General features: G+C 43.4%; 19 protein-coding genes. 11 read left to right on the top strand and 8 right to left on the bottom strand.

The genetic code is table 11. The features are described 5' to 3' along the window. Genes B9A91_RS06760 through B9A91_RS06745 form a run of 4 tightly spaced genes read left to right on the top strand, consistent with a single transcriptional unit; the run spans nucleotide 1 to nucleotide 5668 of the window. Complete coding sequence (locus B9A91_RS06760) at nucleotides 1-1455, top strand: hypothetical protein (RefSeq protein ID WP_084237609.1); 1455 nt, start codon at nucleotides 1-3, stop codon at nucleotides 1453-1455. Next, the gene (locus B9A91_RS06755; protein WP_235012482.1) at nucleotides 1437-2957 is read left to right on the top strand and encodes a hypothetical protein; all 1521 of its coding nucleotides are present in this window, start codon (nucleotides 1437-1439) and stop codon (nucleotides 2955-2957) included. Before B9A91_RS06760 ends, B9A91_RS06755 begins: the two co-directional genes overlap by 19 nt. 1 nt (nucleotide 2958) lies before the next feature. After that, nucleotides 2959-4392 carry a phytoene desaturase family protein gene (locus B9A91_RS06750; RefSeq protein WP_084237608.1) on the top strand — a complete coding sequence of 478 codons (1434 nt, stop codon included), beginning with the start codon at nucleotides 2959-2961 and terminating at the stop codon, nucleotides 4390-4392. A gap of 19 nt (nucleotides 4393-4411) precedes the next feature. After that, on the top strand, nucleotides 4412-5668 hold the full coding sequence (locus tag B9A91_RS06745) for a YeiH family protein (protein ID WP_084239612.1): 1257 nt from the start codon (nucleotides 4412-4414) through the stop codon (nucleotides 5666-5668). A 233-nt stretch (nucleotides 5669-5901) separates the two neighbouring features. On the opposite strand, the gene B9A91_RS06740 is transcribed toward B9A91_RS06745, so the two are convergent. From B9A91_RS06740 to B9A91_RS06710, 7 genes are all read right to left on the bottom strand, one after another. Continuing rightward, a complete protein-coding gene (locus B9A91_RS06740) occupies nucleotides 5902-6114 on the bottom strand; it encodes a hypothetical protein (RefSeq protein ID WP_084237607.1) in 213 nt (70 codons plus the stop codon). Nucleotides 6115-6235: 121 nt separating this feature from the next. Next, nucleotides 6236-6490 carry a hypothetical protein gene (locus B9A91_RS06735; protein ID WP_084237606.1) on the bottom strand — a complete coding sequence of 85 codons (255 nt, stop codon included), beginning with the start codon at nucleotides 6488-6490 and terminating at the stop codon, nucleotides 6236-6238. Nucleotides 6491-6506: 16 nt separating this feature from the next. Then, entirely contained in the window at nucleotides 6507-6725 is a 219-nt protein-coding gene (locus tag B9A91_RS06730; RefSeq protein ID WP_084237605.1) for a hypothetical protein, read from the bottom strand. 153 nt (nucleotides 6726-6878) lie between these two features. Continuing rightward, nucleotides 6879-7250, bottom strand: coding sequence for a response regulator transcription factor (locus tag B9A91_RS06725; RefSeq protein ID WP_084237604.1), 372 nt, complete (start codon nucleotides 7248-7250; stop codon nucleotides 6879-6881). A 57-nt stretch (nucleotides 7251-7307) separates the two neighbouring features. Continuing rightward, nucleotides 7308-7688: a response regulator gene (locus B9A91_RS06720; RefSeq protein ID WP_449406346.1), complete on the bottom strand. Its 381-nt coding sequence runs from the start codon at nucleotides 7686-7688 to the stop codon at nucleotides 7308-7310. Nucleotides 7689-7816: 128 nt separating this feature from the next. Beyond that, nucleotides 7817-8773, bottom strand: a complete 957-nt coding sequence (locus tag B9A91_RS06715; RefSeq protein WP_235012481.1) for an RpnC/YadD family protein — start codon at nucleotides 8771-8773, stop codon at nucleotides 7817-7819. A gap of 189 nt (nucleotides 8774-8962) precedes the next feature. After that, nucleotides 8963-9445 (bottom strand): SRPBCC family protein, encoded by a 483-nt coding sequence (locus B9A91_RS06710; RefSeq protein ID WP_084237602.1) that lies wholly within the window; start codon nucleotides 9443-9445, stop codon nucleotides 8963-8965. A gap of 103 nt (nucleotides 9446-9548) precedes the next feature. On the opposite strand from B9A91_RS06710, the gene B9A91_RS06705 reads away from it, so the two are divergent. The 7 genes from B9A91_RS06705 (at nucleotide 9549) to B9A91_RS06680 (ending at nucleotide 14334) form a co-directional block, all read left to right on the top strand. Beyond that, complete coding sequence (locus B9A91_RS06705; protein WP_084237601.1) at nucleotides 9549-9737, top strand: hypothetical protein; 189 nt, start codon at nucleotides 9549-9551, stop codon at nucleotides 9735-9737. Between the two features lie 54 nt (nucleotides 9738-9791). After that, entirely contained in the window at nucleotides 9792-9953 is a 162-nt protein-coding gene (locus tag B9A91_RS24090; RefSeq protein ID WP_159451657.1) for a hypothetical protein, read from the top strand. Between the two features lie 335 nt (nucleotides 9954-10288). Then, nucleotides 10289-10774 (top strand): DUF6266 family protein, encoded by a 486-nt coding sequence (locus tag B9A91_RS06700; RefSeq protein WP_235012480.1) that lies wholly within the window; start codon nucleotides 10289-10291, stop codon nucleotides 10772-10774. Between the two features lie 52 nt (nucleotides 10775-10826). Continuing rightward, nucleotides 10827-11207 carry a hypothetical protein gene (locus tag B9A91_RS06695; protein ID WP_084237600.1) on the top strand — a complete coding sequence of 127 codons (381 nt, stop codon included), beginning with the start codon at nucleotides 10827-10829 and terminating at the stop codon, nucleotides 11205-11207. Next, complete coding sequence (locus tag B9A91_RS06690; RefSeq protein ID WP_200815606.1) at nucleotides 11147-11725, top strand: C40 family peptidase; 579 nt, start codon at nucleotides 11147-11149, stop codon at nucleotides 11723-11725. Before B9A91_RS06695 ends, B9A91_RS06690 begins: the two co-directional genes overlap by 61 nt. Beyond that, on the top strand, nucleotides 11701-12360 hold the full coding sequence (locus tag B9A91_RS06685) for a DUF6266 family protein (protein ID WP_084237599.1): 660 nt from the start codon (nucleotides 11701-11703) through the stop codon (nucleotides 12358-12360). Before B9A91_RS06690 ends, B9A91_RS06685 begins: the two co-directional genes overlap by 25 nt. Before the next feature lie 21 nt (nucleotides 12361-12381). Next, nucleotides 12382-14334 carry an LTA synthase family protein gene (locus B9A91_RS06680; protein WP_084239610.1) on the top strand — a complete coding sequence of 651 codons (1953 nt, stop codon included), beginning with the start codon at nucleotides 12382-12384 and terminating at the stop codon, nucleotides 14332-14334. A gap of 35 nt (nucleotides 14335-14369) precedes the next feature. Here the strand turns inward: B9A91_RS06680 and B9A91_RS06675 are convergent, their stop codons facing one another. Then, a complete protein-coding gene (locus B9A91_RS06675) occupies nucleotides 14370-15530 on the bottom strand; it encodes a PepSY-associated TM helix domain-containing protein (RefSeq protein WP_084237598.1) in 1161 nt (386 codons plus the stop codon). Nucleotides 15531-15532 lie beyond the last annotated feature (2 nt).

The raw sequence follows: 15532 nt of genomic DNA, 5'->3' as shown, positions 1-15532 counted from the left end.
ATGGACCTGGAAGCAACAAATAAGATTGAACAGCAAAGTACATCGAAAAGCTGGACAGCTATTGAAAAATATCTTTTTCGCACATTTTTCATTTTCTTCTTTATACTTATTGTTCCGCTAAATACGGCCTATTACCGGCAATGGTTTAGCACCGATTGGGCTAACCTGCACATCAGGGATATCGGTAAACTTAGCGGTTCCTCGTTTGACCCCATTAAGGTTGCCGGAACACGACCGGGCGCCAATGATACCGGTGGGATACCGGTATCTAAACAAAGCATGCTGACCATTTATCCCGAAAGCGGGGAATTTGGATTGGCCAGCTATGTAAACTGGGGGCTGGCGCTTGTCCTGGGCCTGGCCGGTGCAGCATTATGGTCAGTGTTTGACAGAAAGGAAAGGAATTACAGCCTGGCTTATTATTTCTTAGGCGCAGGTGTCAGCTACGCCATGATTGTCCAGCTGCAAGGGCTTACTTTTTCGAAGATCTTTCCTACACAGATGCCGGAGCTGGCCCTTACGCAATTGAATACACCTTTTGGCGACTTTGTGGCACAAAAGCTTTACTGGATACAATTTAGTTTTGTACCGGGGTACGAAGTTTTTGCTGGTTTTGCAGAATTGCTCATCATGCTCTTTTTATTTTTCAGAAAAACAAGGGCAATCGGTGCCGCCCTGGCAGTGGCCATGATTGGCAATATTGCATTTGCCAATCATGCATATGACGGCGGAATACATCTGGCAGCTTCATTTTATGCACTGGGCGGGGCATTTGTATTGTGGCGGTACCTACCTTCTGTCTGGAAACTCATTGTAAGGGAGGAAAATTCAGGACCAGGTGTCATTTATCCTTCTTTAACCAAACCATGGCAGAAGTATGGGCGCATTTTGTTTAAGGTTTTTATATTCGGATTTTTCTTCCTCACGAGCGCTTATCTGCACTGGCAAAATTACAAATACGACTCCTACAAAGTGCCTTCACGGCCAGGACTGGCAAATGCAAGGGGCTTGTATGAAGTTTCGGAATTCCGCATCAACAACAAAATTATCCCGTATTCGCCCCTCGATTCCCTGCGATGGCAGGATGTTACCTTTGAAAAATGGTCGACCTTGTCTTTTTCCGTATTTCATACTTTCATGATCCACGGTGAGGCCGGAAGGGGAAAACAATTTAAGGACATAGACAGGACCTACGAATCGGCCGGTACCGGCGGCGGCCGCAGGCATTATTATTATGAAGCAGACACCCTCAACCGAATCCTGCATTTACAAAACAAAAACAAGGTTTACAGGCAGCAGACTTTAGACCTGCATTATTCCCGCCCTTCGGCATCCAGAATAATTTTGTGGGGTAGAAATGAATACCAGGATAGCATATATGTGGTGTTAAACAGAAAGAATAAAACTTATCCATTGTATCAAAACCAACAAGATTTATGTACGCAGAAACTTTAACAGCAAAGCCCGCAAGCAGGAAGCCTGATGCCAGACAAGTGCCGGCGGCATTTCATCACAACAAAGCCTGGACTGCACCGCAGAAGATCCTTTTCAGAATTGTGTTCATTTTTGTGACCCTGTTCTCGTTTCCGCTTGATGCAGGTTTTTACCAGATGATCTGGAATTTTGATTATGCGCACCTTAACTACCGGGACCTGACAGAAGTGGTGGCTTTTTTTAACCCGCAGTTCATCAATATATTTTCGGAAGACGGTTTTTTTGGTGCTGCCAGCTATATCAACTTTCCTTTTGTCCTGCTCATTGCCATTATTGGGGGATTCCTTTGGACCGCTTTGGATAAAAAGAGCACGCAATATAGCGTACTGTATTATTGGGTTCGGGTATTTGCCCGCTACCGTGTAGCTTATGCTGGCATTGGCTGGGGATATAAAAAGCTGTTTGTGATGCAGATGCCACGGGAGTATGAGGGTTTGTGGAATACGGAAATGATTGATTTTTTTGCCAAGCGGCTGTATTGGGAAGCCCTTAGTGTAGTACCGCGCTACGAAGTATTCCTTGGGTTTGCAGAATTTATCGGTGGGTTTTTATTGCTGTTCAGACGTACAACAGGTATTGGCGCGGCCATAACCCTTGTGGTATTTGGTAACATTGCCATCTCTAATCATGCATATGATATTGGCGAGCAGGTGCCCAGTGCGGCTATGGCCATGCTTTCCCTTTTTATTCTCTGGCACGACATCCCCGGCATCTGGAGCCTTATTGTAAAGCAAAGGGATACGCAGATTTTACACGATTACCCGGCGTTTAAGAAAACCTGGCAAAAATATGCCCGGTTAACCATTAAATATACTTTCAACTTTGTATTTGTGGTGCTGTTCTTCATTTTTGAAGTTTATGGCTATACCCATAACGACTTTTACAAGATCCCGAATACTCCGGGCCTGAAAGCCACTGCAGGGCTGTATGAGGTGACTACATTTAAGCTAAACAATAAGGTGCTACCTTACACGCCCCAGGATTCGATCCGATGGCATGATGTTACATTTGAAGACTGGTCATCCATCAGCATCAAGCTTGCAAACCGCCCGCAGGATATAGAAATGTTTGCTGCCGGAAGTTACCCCCGCCGCACAGAGGTGTACAACGGGAAATGGCATTTTCACTGGCAGGGCGATATCCGCAGATACGGCGATCCTAAAAAACATAAAAAGAAAGACCCTGCAAAAAGAGACCTGAACATCACCTGGGAATCGAGCGGAATGTCGGGAAGGCACTGGTATTATTACAGGGCTGATACGGTTGGCCATATATTATACCTTCAGAACAAAAGCAAGACCGGCCGCCATCTGAAACAGGTACTGCATTATTCGAGGCCATCAGAAAACAGGATCATTCTTTCAGGTACCAATGAATTTAAAGATTCTATTTATGTAATTTTAGATCGTTCTAATAAAAAGTACCCATTGCTAACAGGAAATCATTCCTATAAAAACAATTGAATTGAACAGAACAGATTTTGATGCCGTGGTTGTTGGTTCGGGTCCAAATGGGCTTGCTGCAGCTATTGCTATGCAACAGGAAGGCCTGTCGGTACTGATCATAGAAGGGAAAGCCGAAGTTGGCGGCGGTTTAAGGTCTGCAGAACTGACCCTGCCGGGTTTTGTCCACGACGTTTGTTCGGCCATTCATCCCCTTGCCATCGGCTCACCATTTTTGAATACCCTGCCCCTGCAGGATCATGGTTTGTTGTATGCCTATCCCGGTCTTGCTGCTGCGCATCCTTTTGATGATGGGACTGCGGCGGTGTTAAGTTCTTCCCTGGAAGAAACGGCCAGGTTGCTGGGCCAGGATGAACAAGCCTATCTGAAGCTGATAAAGCCTTTGGTGAAGGATTGGCCCGATATTGCGGCTGATGTGCTCGGACCGTTACATTTTCCCAAACATCCCCTGGCAATGGCCAGATTTGGGCTAAACGCCCTTACCTCAGCTTCTTTTCTGGCCAAGCGTTTTAAAACCCAGGCTGCGCGGGGCTTATGGGCAGGAATGGCTGCCCATTCCATACAGCCCTTAGCTAACCTTACTACCTCGGCTATAGGTTTGGTGCTGATGACCGCAGCCCACTTAAAAGGGTGGCCCATCCCGCTGGGCGGTTCGGCCGCCATTGCCAGTGCATTGGCTTCCTATTTTATAGCCATAGGTGGCAGGATTGAAACAGGAAGGTTTATCGGGTCGCTGAATGAACTGCCTTCGGCAAAAGCCATACTTTTTGATGTTACCCCAAAACAGCTGTTGCAGATTGCAGGGCACAAGTTTTCTGCCCTTTACAAATGGCAGCTGGAAAAGTATCGTTATGGCATGGGGGTTTTTAAGGTAGACTGGGCCCTGGACGAAGCCATTCCCTTTACAGCGGCACAGGCGCGGCAGGCAGGTACAGTGCACATTGGCAATACCATCGAAGAAATTACTTTATCTGAACAGCAATGCTGGCAGGGGAAACATGCCGAAAAACCATTTGTACTACTTGCACAGCAAAGCCTGTTCGATTCGTCGAGGGCGCCCGAAGGTAAACACACGGCCTGGGCTTATTGCCACGTACCCAACGGCTCTGAAAAAGACATGACCGCTGCTATTGAACAGCAGATAGAACGGTTTGCTCCGGGCTTCAGGGACAGGATACTGGCCAGGCACACCATGAATACCGGCCAGATGGAAGCGTATAACCCGAACTATATTGGAGGCGATATCAATGGCGGGGTAATTGACCTGGGGCAGATCTTTACACGCCCTGCTCTGAGAAGCTCACCCTACCGGACCTCTGCAAAAGGGCTTTATCTCTGTTCATCCTCTACACCTCCGGGAGGGGGGGTGCATGGCATGTGCGGCTACCATGCTGCAAAACGGGCGTTAAAAGATCTTTTCTCTATTGAAATTTAAAACACACAAAATCAACCATATGTCAGCAACCAAAAAATTAAACATTCATGAAGACTGGGTAGTCGTTATACTCGGTGCTTTAACCATTATTTTATCGCTTTCAGGGCTGTTATTGCCTGTTCCTGCATTTGGCTGGAAAAATATAACAGAACTCTCTTCTACGGTTTTATCGGCTGGCAACCTGGGCCACATCGGATTGCAGTTTATTTTTGTGCTCGTTATTGCCGCAGTCGGAGCCTTGCTTAGCGGTAAACCTATAAAAAGCGCAGTGCTGACTTTTCCGGTGGTCTACATCCTGACCATCATTGCCCTCATTCTGGCGGGCAATAGCCAGGTTAAAGCATTAAACCTGGAAGCTGTAATCTTCAGTCTTGCCATTGGATTGCTGATCAGCAATTTTTTTACCCTGCCGGAATGGTTCAAAACAGCTTTGTCTACAGAGCTGTTCGTTAAAATAGGGCTGGTATTGCTGGGCACCAGTGTTATTTTTTCTGATGTACTGAAAGCCGGTTCTCTGGGACTTGTACAGGCGCTGGTAGTTGTACTTTCGGTATGGTATTTTGCTTTCTGGATCTGTAAAAAATTAAAAATAGATGAAGAGCTGACCATGATGATCTCCAGCGCAGTTTCCATCTGCGGGGTATCAGCCGCAATCGCTACTTCAGGGGCAATTAAGGGCGACTCCAAAAAGCTTTCCTATGTCATCTCTATGGTGCTCATTACCGCCATACCCATGATGATCTTCATGCCTTACATTGCAGCTTATTTCAACTTTCCACAGGCCGTTACGGGGGCCTGGCTGGGTGGTAGTATAGATACAACCGGGGCAGTGGTTGCTTCGGGCAGCCTGGTTGGCGAAGAAGCATTAAAGATCAGCACTATTGTGAAATTTTCCCAGAATGTGCTGTTGGGTATTGCGGCCTTTGCCATTTCAGTGTACTGGACTTATACCCAGCATCCGGCAGGGAAAGATAAAGCCACAAAACCTACATTGAAAGTGATCTGGGAGCGTTTTCCAAAATTTGTGATCGGTTTTATAGCAGCGTCACTATTGTTTTCTTTTTTTATTCCCGCTGAAGTGAATGCCGAGGTGAAAGGCAGCCTGAAGAATTTACAGGGACTGTGGTTTGCGCTGGCCTTTACCAGCATCGGACTGGAAACGAATTTTGCAGATTTGTTTGGTAAAAACAGTAAAAAGCCATTTTATGCCTTTTTAATTGCACAGGGTTTTAACATCATTGTTACGCTGATCATTGCGTTTTTACTTTTTAAGTAAGCCAGCAATCGCAGATTTAGCGCTCGTACATACATTTCTGGGTAAAAGAGCATTAACAGGAGGATTGGCTGGGGCTTGCTGGGTTAAAGGTACCCTTTAGTCCAATAAGCCCTAACCCAGTCTTCACTGAGCCCTAACCCAGTTATTCTGCTGTCTCGTAGACCAGGCTCAGGCAACTTATGCCACTCAATCATTCCTGGAGGCGGTAAAATTAGCCTTGCTGGTTTCCCATTTCAGAATAGTGAAAGAAGTTCAATTGCCGAGATTTCGGCTGGGTTCTCAAATTGCCTGCGATAAAGGCTTTCTGGTATGGTAAGTTGACCAGAAGTAGTCTGTACCAAAATTCCCTGTTCTGTTTTTTTGCAGGAAACAAAGTCTCCGACATCTGCGTTCAGTTCATTCAGCCTGATCAACAGTTCATAAACCACATAGGTTGCTATCTGCATGTCGCAAAATTAGGAAACATTAAGATAACCGTAAATTATCATTTTGTTAACAAAAACTGTACGGCATATCTTAAATTAACCCTGTGCAGCCACCCTGCACCTCAAGATGACCAGCAGACCGTTAGCGCGTAATGATCTTTTCGCGTTGTTTTTCGTTGCCCTTGCGTTTATTACCTAAATCAGTTTTAGGGATATCCTGATCCTTTACTTGCTTATCCGTTTTCGTTTCGTGCTGATTGTTTAGATTTTCGATGGCAGGCAGTTCATTGCTGCTTCTGCGATCAGTGCTGCTGTGGTATTGCGGCGTATTTAGCTGCTCTGTTTTTTCCGGGTTGTATTGCTTTGAACCGGGTTTTGGTGTTGCACGGTTTTTCATAGGAATAGGTTTTAGGTTAGATATCGCTTCCTGGCGTAGTTCCGGGCTCATGACTTGAGCCTAAAGGCTTATGTTTTCTTTCCGGTCTGGAAACAAGGTCTGTTCTGCCAAGATCGGCAACCGAAGAAGTTTCTCCGCTGTCTGGTTTCTTTTCGTTGATGCGCTCCTCTGTCTCTTTATAAACAGTTTTTTTTTGAACCTCATCTTTTTTCCGCTTATCTTGTTGATTTGCCATAATTGTAAGTTTTAATTAAACTTGTTTTTTGCTTTTATCCAATCGCAGTCTTGCTTGTCTGCTATTCCTGAACAATCTTTGGCAAAAGATTGTTTAAACAAAAGCGCGTTAATTCAGCGCGCGGTAGCAATTTAAAGGTCATCTGCCAGCGCTTTAGGCCGCAGACAAACACTGTTTAATCTTACGGAGCAAAATGAACAGGTCAAATGGTTTTGCTATAAATTCTTCCGCTTCACAATTCTTTGCAGCATCTTGATTTGACTGGGCAGACATGATCAAAATAGGTAAGCGTTTACTGCGGGGGTCATTTTTAAGCCGGTGGCAAATATCAATGCCGTTTCCGTCTGGTAACATTACATCTAAAAGGAACAGATCGGGCATTCCTTTTTTCAGGGCATTGTTAAATTCCTTTGCTGTAGACAATACTTTGACCGCAAAGCCTTCCTCATTTAAAAATAACTCGAGTATAAAGCCAATATCAGAATTGTCTTCAACTATATAGATGCGTTGCTTGGGGGTATCCATAGTTTTCCAGGGTTGATGTTAATTCTACAACCATTCGGAGCACTAATAGTTTTACGATTATCCTGAAATATGCTTTCTGATAATTTTATAAAGGAGGTCCAGGTCAAATGGCTTTTTAATATAGCCGTCGAATCCATTTGTGTTGTATTGCTCATGGACATTGTTATTACAGCTTAATGCAATAACCGGAAGGTGCGGATACTTAAGCTTAATTAGCTTACATACATCAATGCAATCCTGGTCTGACATCCTGATGTCGAGCATTACCACATGAGGTCTTTGCTGATCAATTAATTCCAGAATCTTTTTTTCATCACAGGTATTGACAGAGATCACTTCAAATCCTTCTTCCTGAAGGGCAAGAGAAAGCACGTCTAAGACCGCATCATCCTTGTCTTGTACCAATATAGTTTCCATTTGTTCGGTATTAAGTCTGATAACCCGAACGATGCGGCCCTAAGCTGCAGGGTTTGGTTTCAATGGGAGAAATTAGGTATTTCTTTTGACTTCACAAAATTTTAAGGCGAAGCATTTGTAATCTGATGATGAGCGTGGACCGTGAAGGCTTAAAGCGCTTCTATTTCTTGGATTGTAAGCTTAGTCAGCTTTGCAATGGTCTCAACCGGAAATTTATCTTTTTTCATCTCACGGGCAATTTCCAAAGCTTCATCATGCCGGCCTTTGGCTTCGCCTTCTGCAATTCCTTCTTTTTTAAATTTATCCAGTAAATATTCTTCAGTCCCCATAGGAGTAGTTCTTCCGGTTAATGCTTGAAGTTCTCTATCAAAAGTAATCATCATTTTAGGGTTTTCAAAATTCATATAGTATTTAATAAAATTCATAATGCCTTTGTGTTTAACCGCATCAGGTTTTCTTTTTGTCAGTTCCCGGTTCAGTTCGTGTTTTATGGCCTTTAATTCCAGATCGGTTACCTTCTTTTTTCTAATGGCAGAAAGGGCCGCCAGGATAACAACAGCAAATGGGTTTGGATTGGCCTGTAAGGCGGCTTCGCGCTGATCCAGTATGGAATAAACGTTGTATTCGTAAGTTAGTTTAGTACCTAAGCATTTCTCAACATAAGGTGTAGGTTTGAATTTGTTATTGCTCCCTGTTATAATTGCAAGCGCTGTAATAGACACATTATATTTTTCCTTCATTAAGTACCAGTACCGGATCATCCTGGAGCTAAAGTCTTCCTTGCCGCGCTGATTTTGGACCTCCACATGTATTGCAATCCATTTTTCAGTTCCATTTTTCAGATAAACCTTAATCAGTTTATCTACATACCGTACAGCTGCCGTATTTTCTTCGTACGGAAAGAAGGGGTCAAATTCTTTGTCCAGGTACTCACATTTTCTGCTGAAATCAAAAAGAGCATCTGCTTCCGGGAAGAAAAAACGCAGGAAGTCTTCTGATACGTCCTCGACAATTGCTTTCCATAAGAGATCATCTCTGCGGCGCGGCTTTCTTCTGGCTTTTCTTTTCTGCTGCTTTGGTTTAACAATGCTGGTGGTTAGTTCCAATTTTATAGGTTTTATAACAGCAAACCTAAGCCCTTGTTTTTCAGCTAACAAAACTATTTTCATTTCCGGAACACGTCCGGAAATGGCTATGTTTTTTAGAATTGGATTTTGTTTGAGAGGTTTTTTAAAGGGGCAAACAGAATAATATTTGTTTGCCTTTTAGCCGGCGGTAACCCGTTATCCCTGTAACTATAACACCCCTTCGGTTCCATAGCAACATGGTTTTTCATTTTCAATTCGCTTTTTAATTAGTTCAAGGGTGATGTTCCAGTAAAATGCGAGGTGCTGATAAATCGTTTCTGTTGGGAAGTTGCTTAAAGTTAAGTTCAGGCTGGTTTTATCGTTGCCGGGAATTAGCGTAAACGTAATAACCGTATAGTTTTCGATAAGATCTGGCAGCCTGGACAATGCGCTTAAATGACTATACTGCAGAATATGTTCAGGCTTGAATTGCAAAACAGTTCCTTTGTTTTCAAAATAATCCTTATACGAATTGGCCTGTACCAGCATTTTTATCGGGCTGCCTAATCTCCAATCTGTAAGTATCTCAACTTCCGAATCAGATACCCATCGTTTCATCAAATCGGGTTTGGTTAGTACCTCCCATAATTTTTCCGGGGAGGTATTGATGTCAACGGTTTTGCTGAATGTTTTTTCACCTGATGTTTGCATGGCATTAATTTACACAGAAATGTGCAAACCGAAAACCTACTCCTATGGATGAAATTAAAACCATTGGCTGCCAAGCGTGTTTAATGAATAAAAAAATACTAAAATGGAAACGCAAAATAACCAATCTAATAAACCGGTAATTCCGGAAGAGGAAAAGCAGCCCGGGGAAATTATCTCAGAACTGATGCGGAAAGAAAACATTGATGAGCAGGCTATCCGGGAGGCACGGGCGGCTGTGGGTGATGATGAGCAGAAAATCAAAGAATACCTGATCAACAACCGGGGAATTTAGGCGTTTTAAGAACCAGGCCTGGACGGCATTATTTTAAAAGAAAAATGTGCTCATATGAAACCAATGTATTTCGAGATTGATGAACACCTGCCGGTGATGGTTATACCTGATGCAGATGCGCATGTAGATGGGCACCCGGTACTGACCTACAGTTATACCTTGTACAGGGCAAGGCCAGAACTGGAAGAAGATGAGCCCTTAGATATGGATGCATAGCTTTGGAGGTTGTGAAAGTACTTCTCAAAAATTTTATCAGAAATAATTTTTCTTGTAAAAAGAAAATAATTTACCGCCTTCCTATAGCTTTGAAGATGGTTTTTGTACCAAAGTGCCTGATTGTCACTTCGTAAGTTGTGGTTTATTTGTTTCAACATACATAGTTTTACATTTATAATTCGAAAATACAAAAAAGGCATCCTCGGCAATTTCAGAGGAAAAGTTGGGTCGGTTGTAGGATCGAGCTGGAACGGGGTACACTATTTGAAAGTGTTCCTGATTTTGGGGATTACACCCCCACTGAAGCACAGCTGAACGTAAGGTTTAAGCTGGCCATGGTTACCACATTTTTAAAGCGGCTTAAACCGCTGATCAATGTAGGTTACCAGCAATTCAACAATGGCATAACGCCTATGAACGCAGCAACTTCTTATCATTTGAAGAATGCGGTTACCGGAACAAACATGGCAAACTATGCCATTGATTACACCAAGGTGATGTTTAGCGATGGTGATTTACCTGAAGCGGCCAATGTGGCGGTTGCCGCTACGGTTGCGGCCAAGCTGGACTTTAGCTGGGACAATGATGCCCCTATTGGTAGTACCGGTGGCACAGACCGGGCGACGGTGCTGGCCTACAATGTAGATAAGGATAAGTTTACGATGCTGCCATCTGCAGCTGCAAGATCAGCTGAAGCTTATGTATTGCAGCTGCCGCCCGATTGGAGTGGTGACACCGTGCATTGTTGGATCTCTTTTGTAAATGCGCTTGGAAAAGAGGTTTCCAATAGCAACTACATTGGGGAGTTTACGGTTCTTTAACCTAAGGGGGCTGGAAAAGGCCAGCCCCTCTTATTCATTTAAAACAGAAAACATGAAAACAATAGATATAAAACATTGGGGTATGAACCTCATTGGCTTTTTGAATGAAGCCAAGAAAGAACATCGGCTATTTGTATTGCTGATGCTGATATGGGGCGGGATAACCAGCTTTTTGGATAACCCGGAAATGACTACCGGGATAAACCAAAGTGTACCCTTAATGGTGGTGCTAAGTCTGGTTACATTTTTACTGCTGCTGGAATTAAGCTGGTGGCTTTTCATCAGGTTTTGGCTGCGGATGGGCCTGCCGGGAATGGACAGGATGGTTTTACACTTTGAAGATTTACAGGTATGGCAAAAGCTGGCATTTTTATGGGCATCGTTTTGTTTGGTGCTATTGGTGGGCTTGGGGTGTGTGGTAGCGGTGGTGTAATAGATCCCTCCGAAGTCGGGATGACAAGTAGGCGGGACAAGGTGCTTAGTATTGCCAGAGCCGAAGTTGGGGTAAGGGAGGTAGGGAATAATGAGGGTAAGCGGGTGCGTGAGTACTTAGCTTATACTGGAATTAAAGTTCCAGCGGCATGGTGCGCTTCCTATATCTCCTGGTGTTTTGGAAAAGCTGGTTATGATCGGCCCCGAACTGCCTGGAGCCCAGCTATGTTTCCGGCATCAAGGATAGTAAAAGAGCCTAAGCCTGCGGATGTGTTTGGGGTATGGTTTCCGGACTTGAAAAGGATTGCGCATGTAGGGCTTGTTGCTGAGGTTAAGGGTGATTGGATTTACAGCCTGGAAGGTAACAGCAATAACAATGGAAGCAGAAATGGGGATGGCGTTTACCAGCGCTTGCACCATAAACGAACAGTATATAAATATGCAGATTGGGTTTCAGCCGCCAATCAAAAATCAAAAATCAAAAAACAAATATTATGGCAAGATATAAAAACGGAATAAACGGCACCTTTAAGGGCAAACTGGGCAATGTGGTTGGCGCGTCATCGCGAGGTATAGATTACATGCGGAGTTTACCAACACCCACACTAAAGGCCCCATCAGAAAAACAATTGAACCAGAGGGCACTGCTGTCTATGGTAAGCAGCTGGCTAAAGCCGCTGAAAGCATTGATATGGATAGGTTACCAGATTTTTAATGGAGAGAAAACGCCAATGAACCAAGCTGTGGCCTTTCATTTAAAGGAAGCTGTTACCGGCAATTCGGCAGCAACCTATGCAATAGATTTTGCCAGGGCGGTGTTTAGCCGCGGTGAGCTATTGATTTCTTTAATTAAGCAAGTGCTGGCATTGGCAGATGGCATACTGAGCATAGAATGGGAAAACCCGTCAGCATCGGTCTTTTGCAAGGATGATGACAGGGCTACTGTTGTAGTTTACAATCCGGCAAAACAGGAATTTGTGACCTTTCAGGATATTGCCCTGCGGGCAGAGCAGAAAGTGGATTTGCAATTGCCGGAAAACTTTAGCGGCGATGTGGTACATACCTGGATGCATTACGTGAATGCAGCAGGTGATGCGGTAAGTACTACGCAGTATTTAGGGGAAATTCAGATTTTCTACCAAATTGATCTATAATTTTGCATATTTTGTATGAATATGCTTAAACAAATATTCAGGGGCAGGTACTGTGTCTTTTTTGCTTTTATATTTGTCTTTATACTGCTCTCATTTTTAATCCGGACCCTATTGCTGGTGGTGTCTATACCTAAAGCTGATTTTGGTATAAACGGATTATTGAGGATCTATTTCCTGGGATTAGATTATGATATTGGGGTTGCTTTGTTTATGACCGCCTTTTACAACCTCTATTTGCTGGTGCTGCCAGACAGGTGGCTACGTTCTACAGTAAACAGATTAATTACTTATACTGGCTTGCTGATTGCTTTGCTCATTCCCTTTTTTTCTTTTTTTGCTGAAGTTACCTTCTGGCAGGAATTTGAAAGCAGGTTTAACTTTATTGCAGTTGACTACCTCATTTATACTTATGAGGTAGTTAACAACATTAATGAATCTTATCCCTTGCCATTGCTGATAGGCGGTGTGCTGGTATTGGCTTTGGTGGTGATGTGGCTTTTTAGCAGGTTCGGTGTATTTCGGATGTCGTTTCAACCGGGTATATCTTTTAAGCGCAGGTTGATGGTATTCGGTGTGCTGTTCCTTGTAACTTTATCTTATCCTGTATTGCTTAGCAATGCCTATGCTGAGTCTGGTACTAACCGATATGAAAATGAACTGGCAAAGGCCGGTATTTATTCTTTTTTTTCGGCCTTTAAAAACAACGAGCTGAATTACAATGATTTTTATTCGGTATTGCCCCTGAACAGGGCATATCAATTGGTGAGGAAAGAACTGAGTGAAAAGCACAGTTTATTTTTGGGCGGAGGCCATTCTATTAAAAGGAGAATAACAAATACCGGAAAATATTATAAACCCAACGTGATTATGATTACGGTTGAAAGCCTGAGCGCAGATTTTATGGCACATTTTGGCAATACCCAGAATTTAATGCCTGTGCTGGATTCTGCAGCTAATCATAGCCTGTTTTTTACAAATATGTATGCCACAGGTACACGTACCGTGCGGGGCATGGAGGCGCTTAGCCTTTCTGTGCCACCAACACCTGGAAACAGTATAGTACGCCGGCAGGATAATCAGGACCTGACCACTGTGGGCTACATTTTTCAACAGAAGGGTTATTCAAGAACATTTTATTATGGCGGTGATGGCTATTTTGACAATATGAATGAGTATTTTGGGGGTAACGGCTTCGATATAGTAGATAGAGGGCGTAACCTAAAGATCAATGATACTTATAAAACCAAAAGAAGGGTAATTCCTGATAGTGCTGTACACTTTGAAAATGCCTGGGGGATAAGCGACGGGGATTTGTTTCAGGAGGTTATTAAAGGTGCAGATAAAGACTTTAGGTCTGGCAGGCCGTTCTATAATTTTGTAATGACCACTTCCAATCACCGCCCGTTTACATTTCCGGCAGGGGCTATTGACCGCCGGCCTGGTAGTAGGGAAGCTGCCGTACGTTATACCGACTATGCTATTGGAAGGTTTTTGCAGGCGATAAAGAATAAAGCGTGGTATGGAAATACAGTAATCATTATCGTTGCAGATCATTGTGCGGGAAGCGCCGGAAAAAATGAAATAGAGATCAGTAAATACCATATTCCCTGCATGATCCTGAACCTGCCTGATGACAGAAAAGGCGTAATTGGAAAAATGTGCTCGCAAATTGATCTCTATCCCACACTATTCTCGCTGCTTGGCTGGAACTACATTAGTAACCTTTATGGGCAGGATGTTCTGGATCCTGGTTTTGAACCCAGGGCTGTGCTTGGAACTTACCAGAAACTGGCCTATCTTAAAATGGACAGCCTGGTAATTTTAGGCCCTCAGCGGAAGGTAGGAACTTATTTGTACGCTCCTGTAAGCGGCATGCAAAAGCCGGATAAACTCTCTGCAGGCCTTGTAGAGCAAGCCAAAGCAAATTACCAAACTGCCTATGATCTCTACAAAAATGGGGGCCTACATCAATAAAATTTAACCAGTTGAGGTGATACTGCGTATAGAAATTACACCGCTTTTCTTTTTTTAGTCCTGTTTATCCACATGATCACTCCGGTAATTGGAAAGCTAAAGGTTACCAGGGCCAGAATGAAATTGATAATTTTAGTTGGCATGCCAAACAACTCACCGGTATGTATTGGTTTTATGTAAGATCGTATGCGCTGGCCCAGGTTTTTGTCTGTGAATTTAAGCTGTCCGATTACTGCACCGGAATATTGATCGACAAAATAAGTCTCCGATTTATGCTCCATACTGCCTTTTGGAAGCACATTGACAGCATAGGTTCCCAGTGAATCTTTTGGTGTACGTATGTTGTAGAATTCAACTGCCTTAAGATCGATCATTTGTATGGCCTGTGCCATTGAAATTGCCTTTCTGCCTGGCTGATAAACAGAGGAAGGAGGTTCTGGACTCTCCATACTGCTTCCTGTTAGCGTGAAGATACCTTCATTGACCCAGTTAAATGCCATAACCAACCCTGTTAATATTATGACCAATAAAAAAACAGAAGTGTAAAAACCGGTAACAATGTGAAGATCATGATTGAGCCTTTTAAAGCTTCCATCTGTTTTAAATTTTAACCGCTGTAACAGTATTTTTTTGTTTTTGGGCCACCACAATACGATCCCCGTAAGGGTAATGATAAGGAAAGACAAAGTGGATAATCCAATTATTGTTTTGCCAATGCTGTTTTGTCCTCCGAGCAGAAATCTATGGAGCATTTCTACTTTAAAGAAGAAAGATTCGCGTTTATTGTATACATCAAGTACCTGCCCTGTATATGGATTGATATAAACGAAAAGCCCAGGCTTTCCTCCGCCTTTGGCTTTTTTTTCGTTTCCTTTTACGGCTTCTTTACCCTGTTGTGGGCCCATTCCCTTTTTTTCAGAAAGCACCATCGCAAATTCAACCGATCTTTTAGGGTCTGTGAACACCTTTACAGAAGAGAGTTTAGCTTTGGGAATGTTATGCTGCTTTAACTTTTTTAATAAGGCTTCAAGAGGCAATCTTTCATTGCCGGGTGTTACTTCATATCTTTTTGAATTGACTATATGGTCCAGTTCATCTTCGAAAACCATGATGGCCCCGGTTGCACAAGATAACATAATAACAAGGCCGGCAGCAAGGGCCAGGTACAAATGGACATTTCGCAGAAAGATTTTCATAC

This window comes from Pedobacter africanus (genome assembly GCF_900176535.1).
GTDB lineage: Bacteria > Bacteroidota > Bacteroidia > Sphingobacteriales > Sphingobacteriaceae > Pedobacter > Pedobacter africanus.
This window is presented reverse-complemented; position numbering and strand designations above follow the sequence as displayed.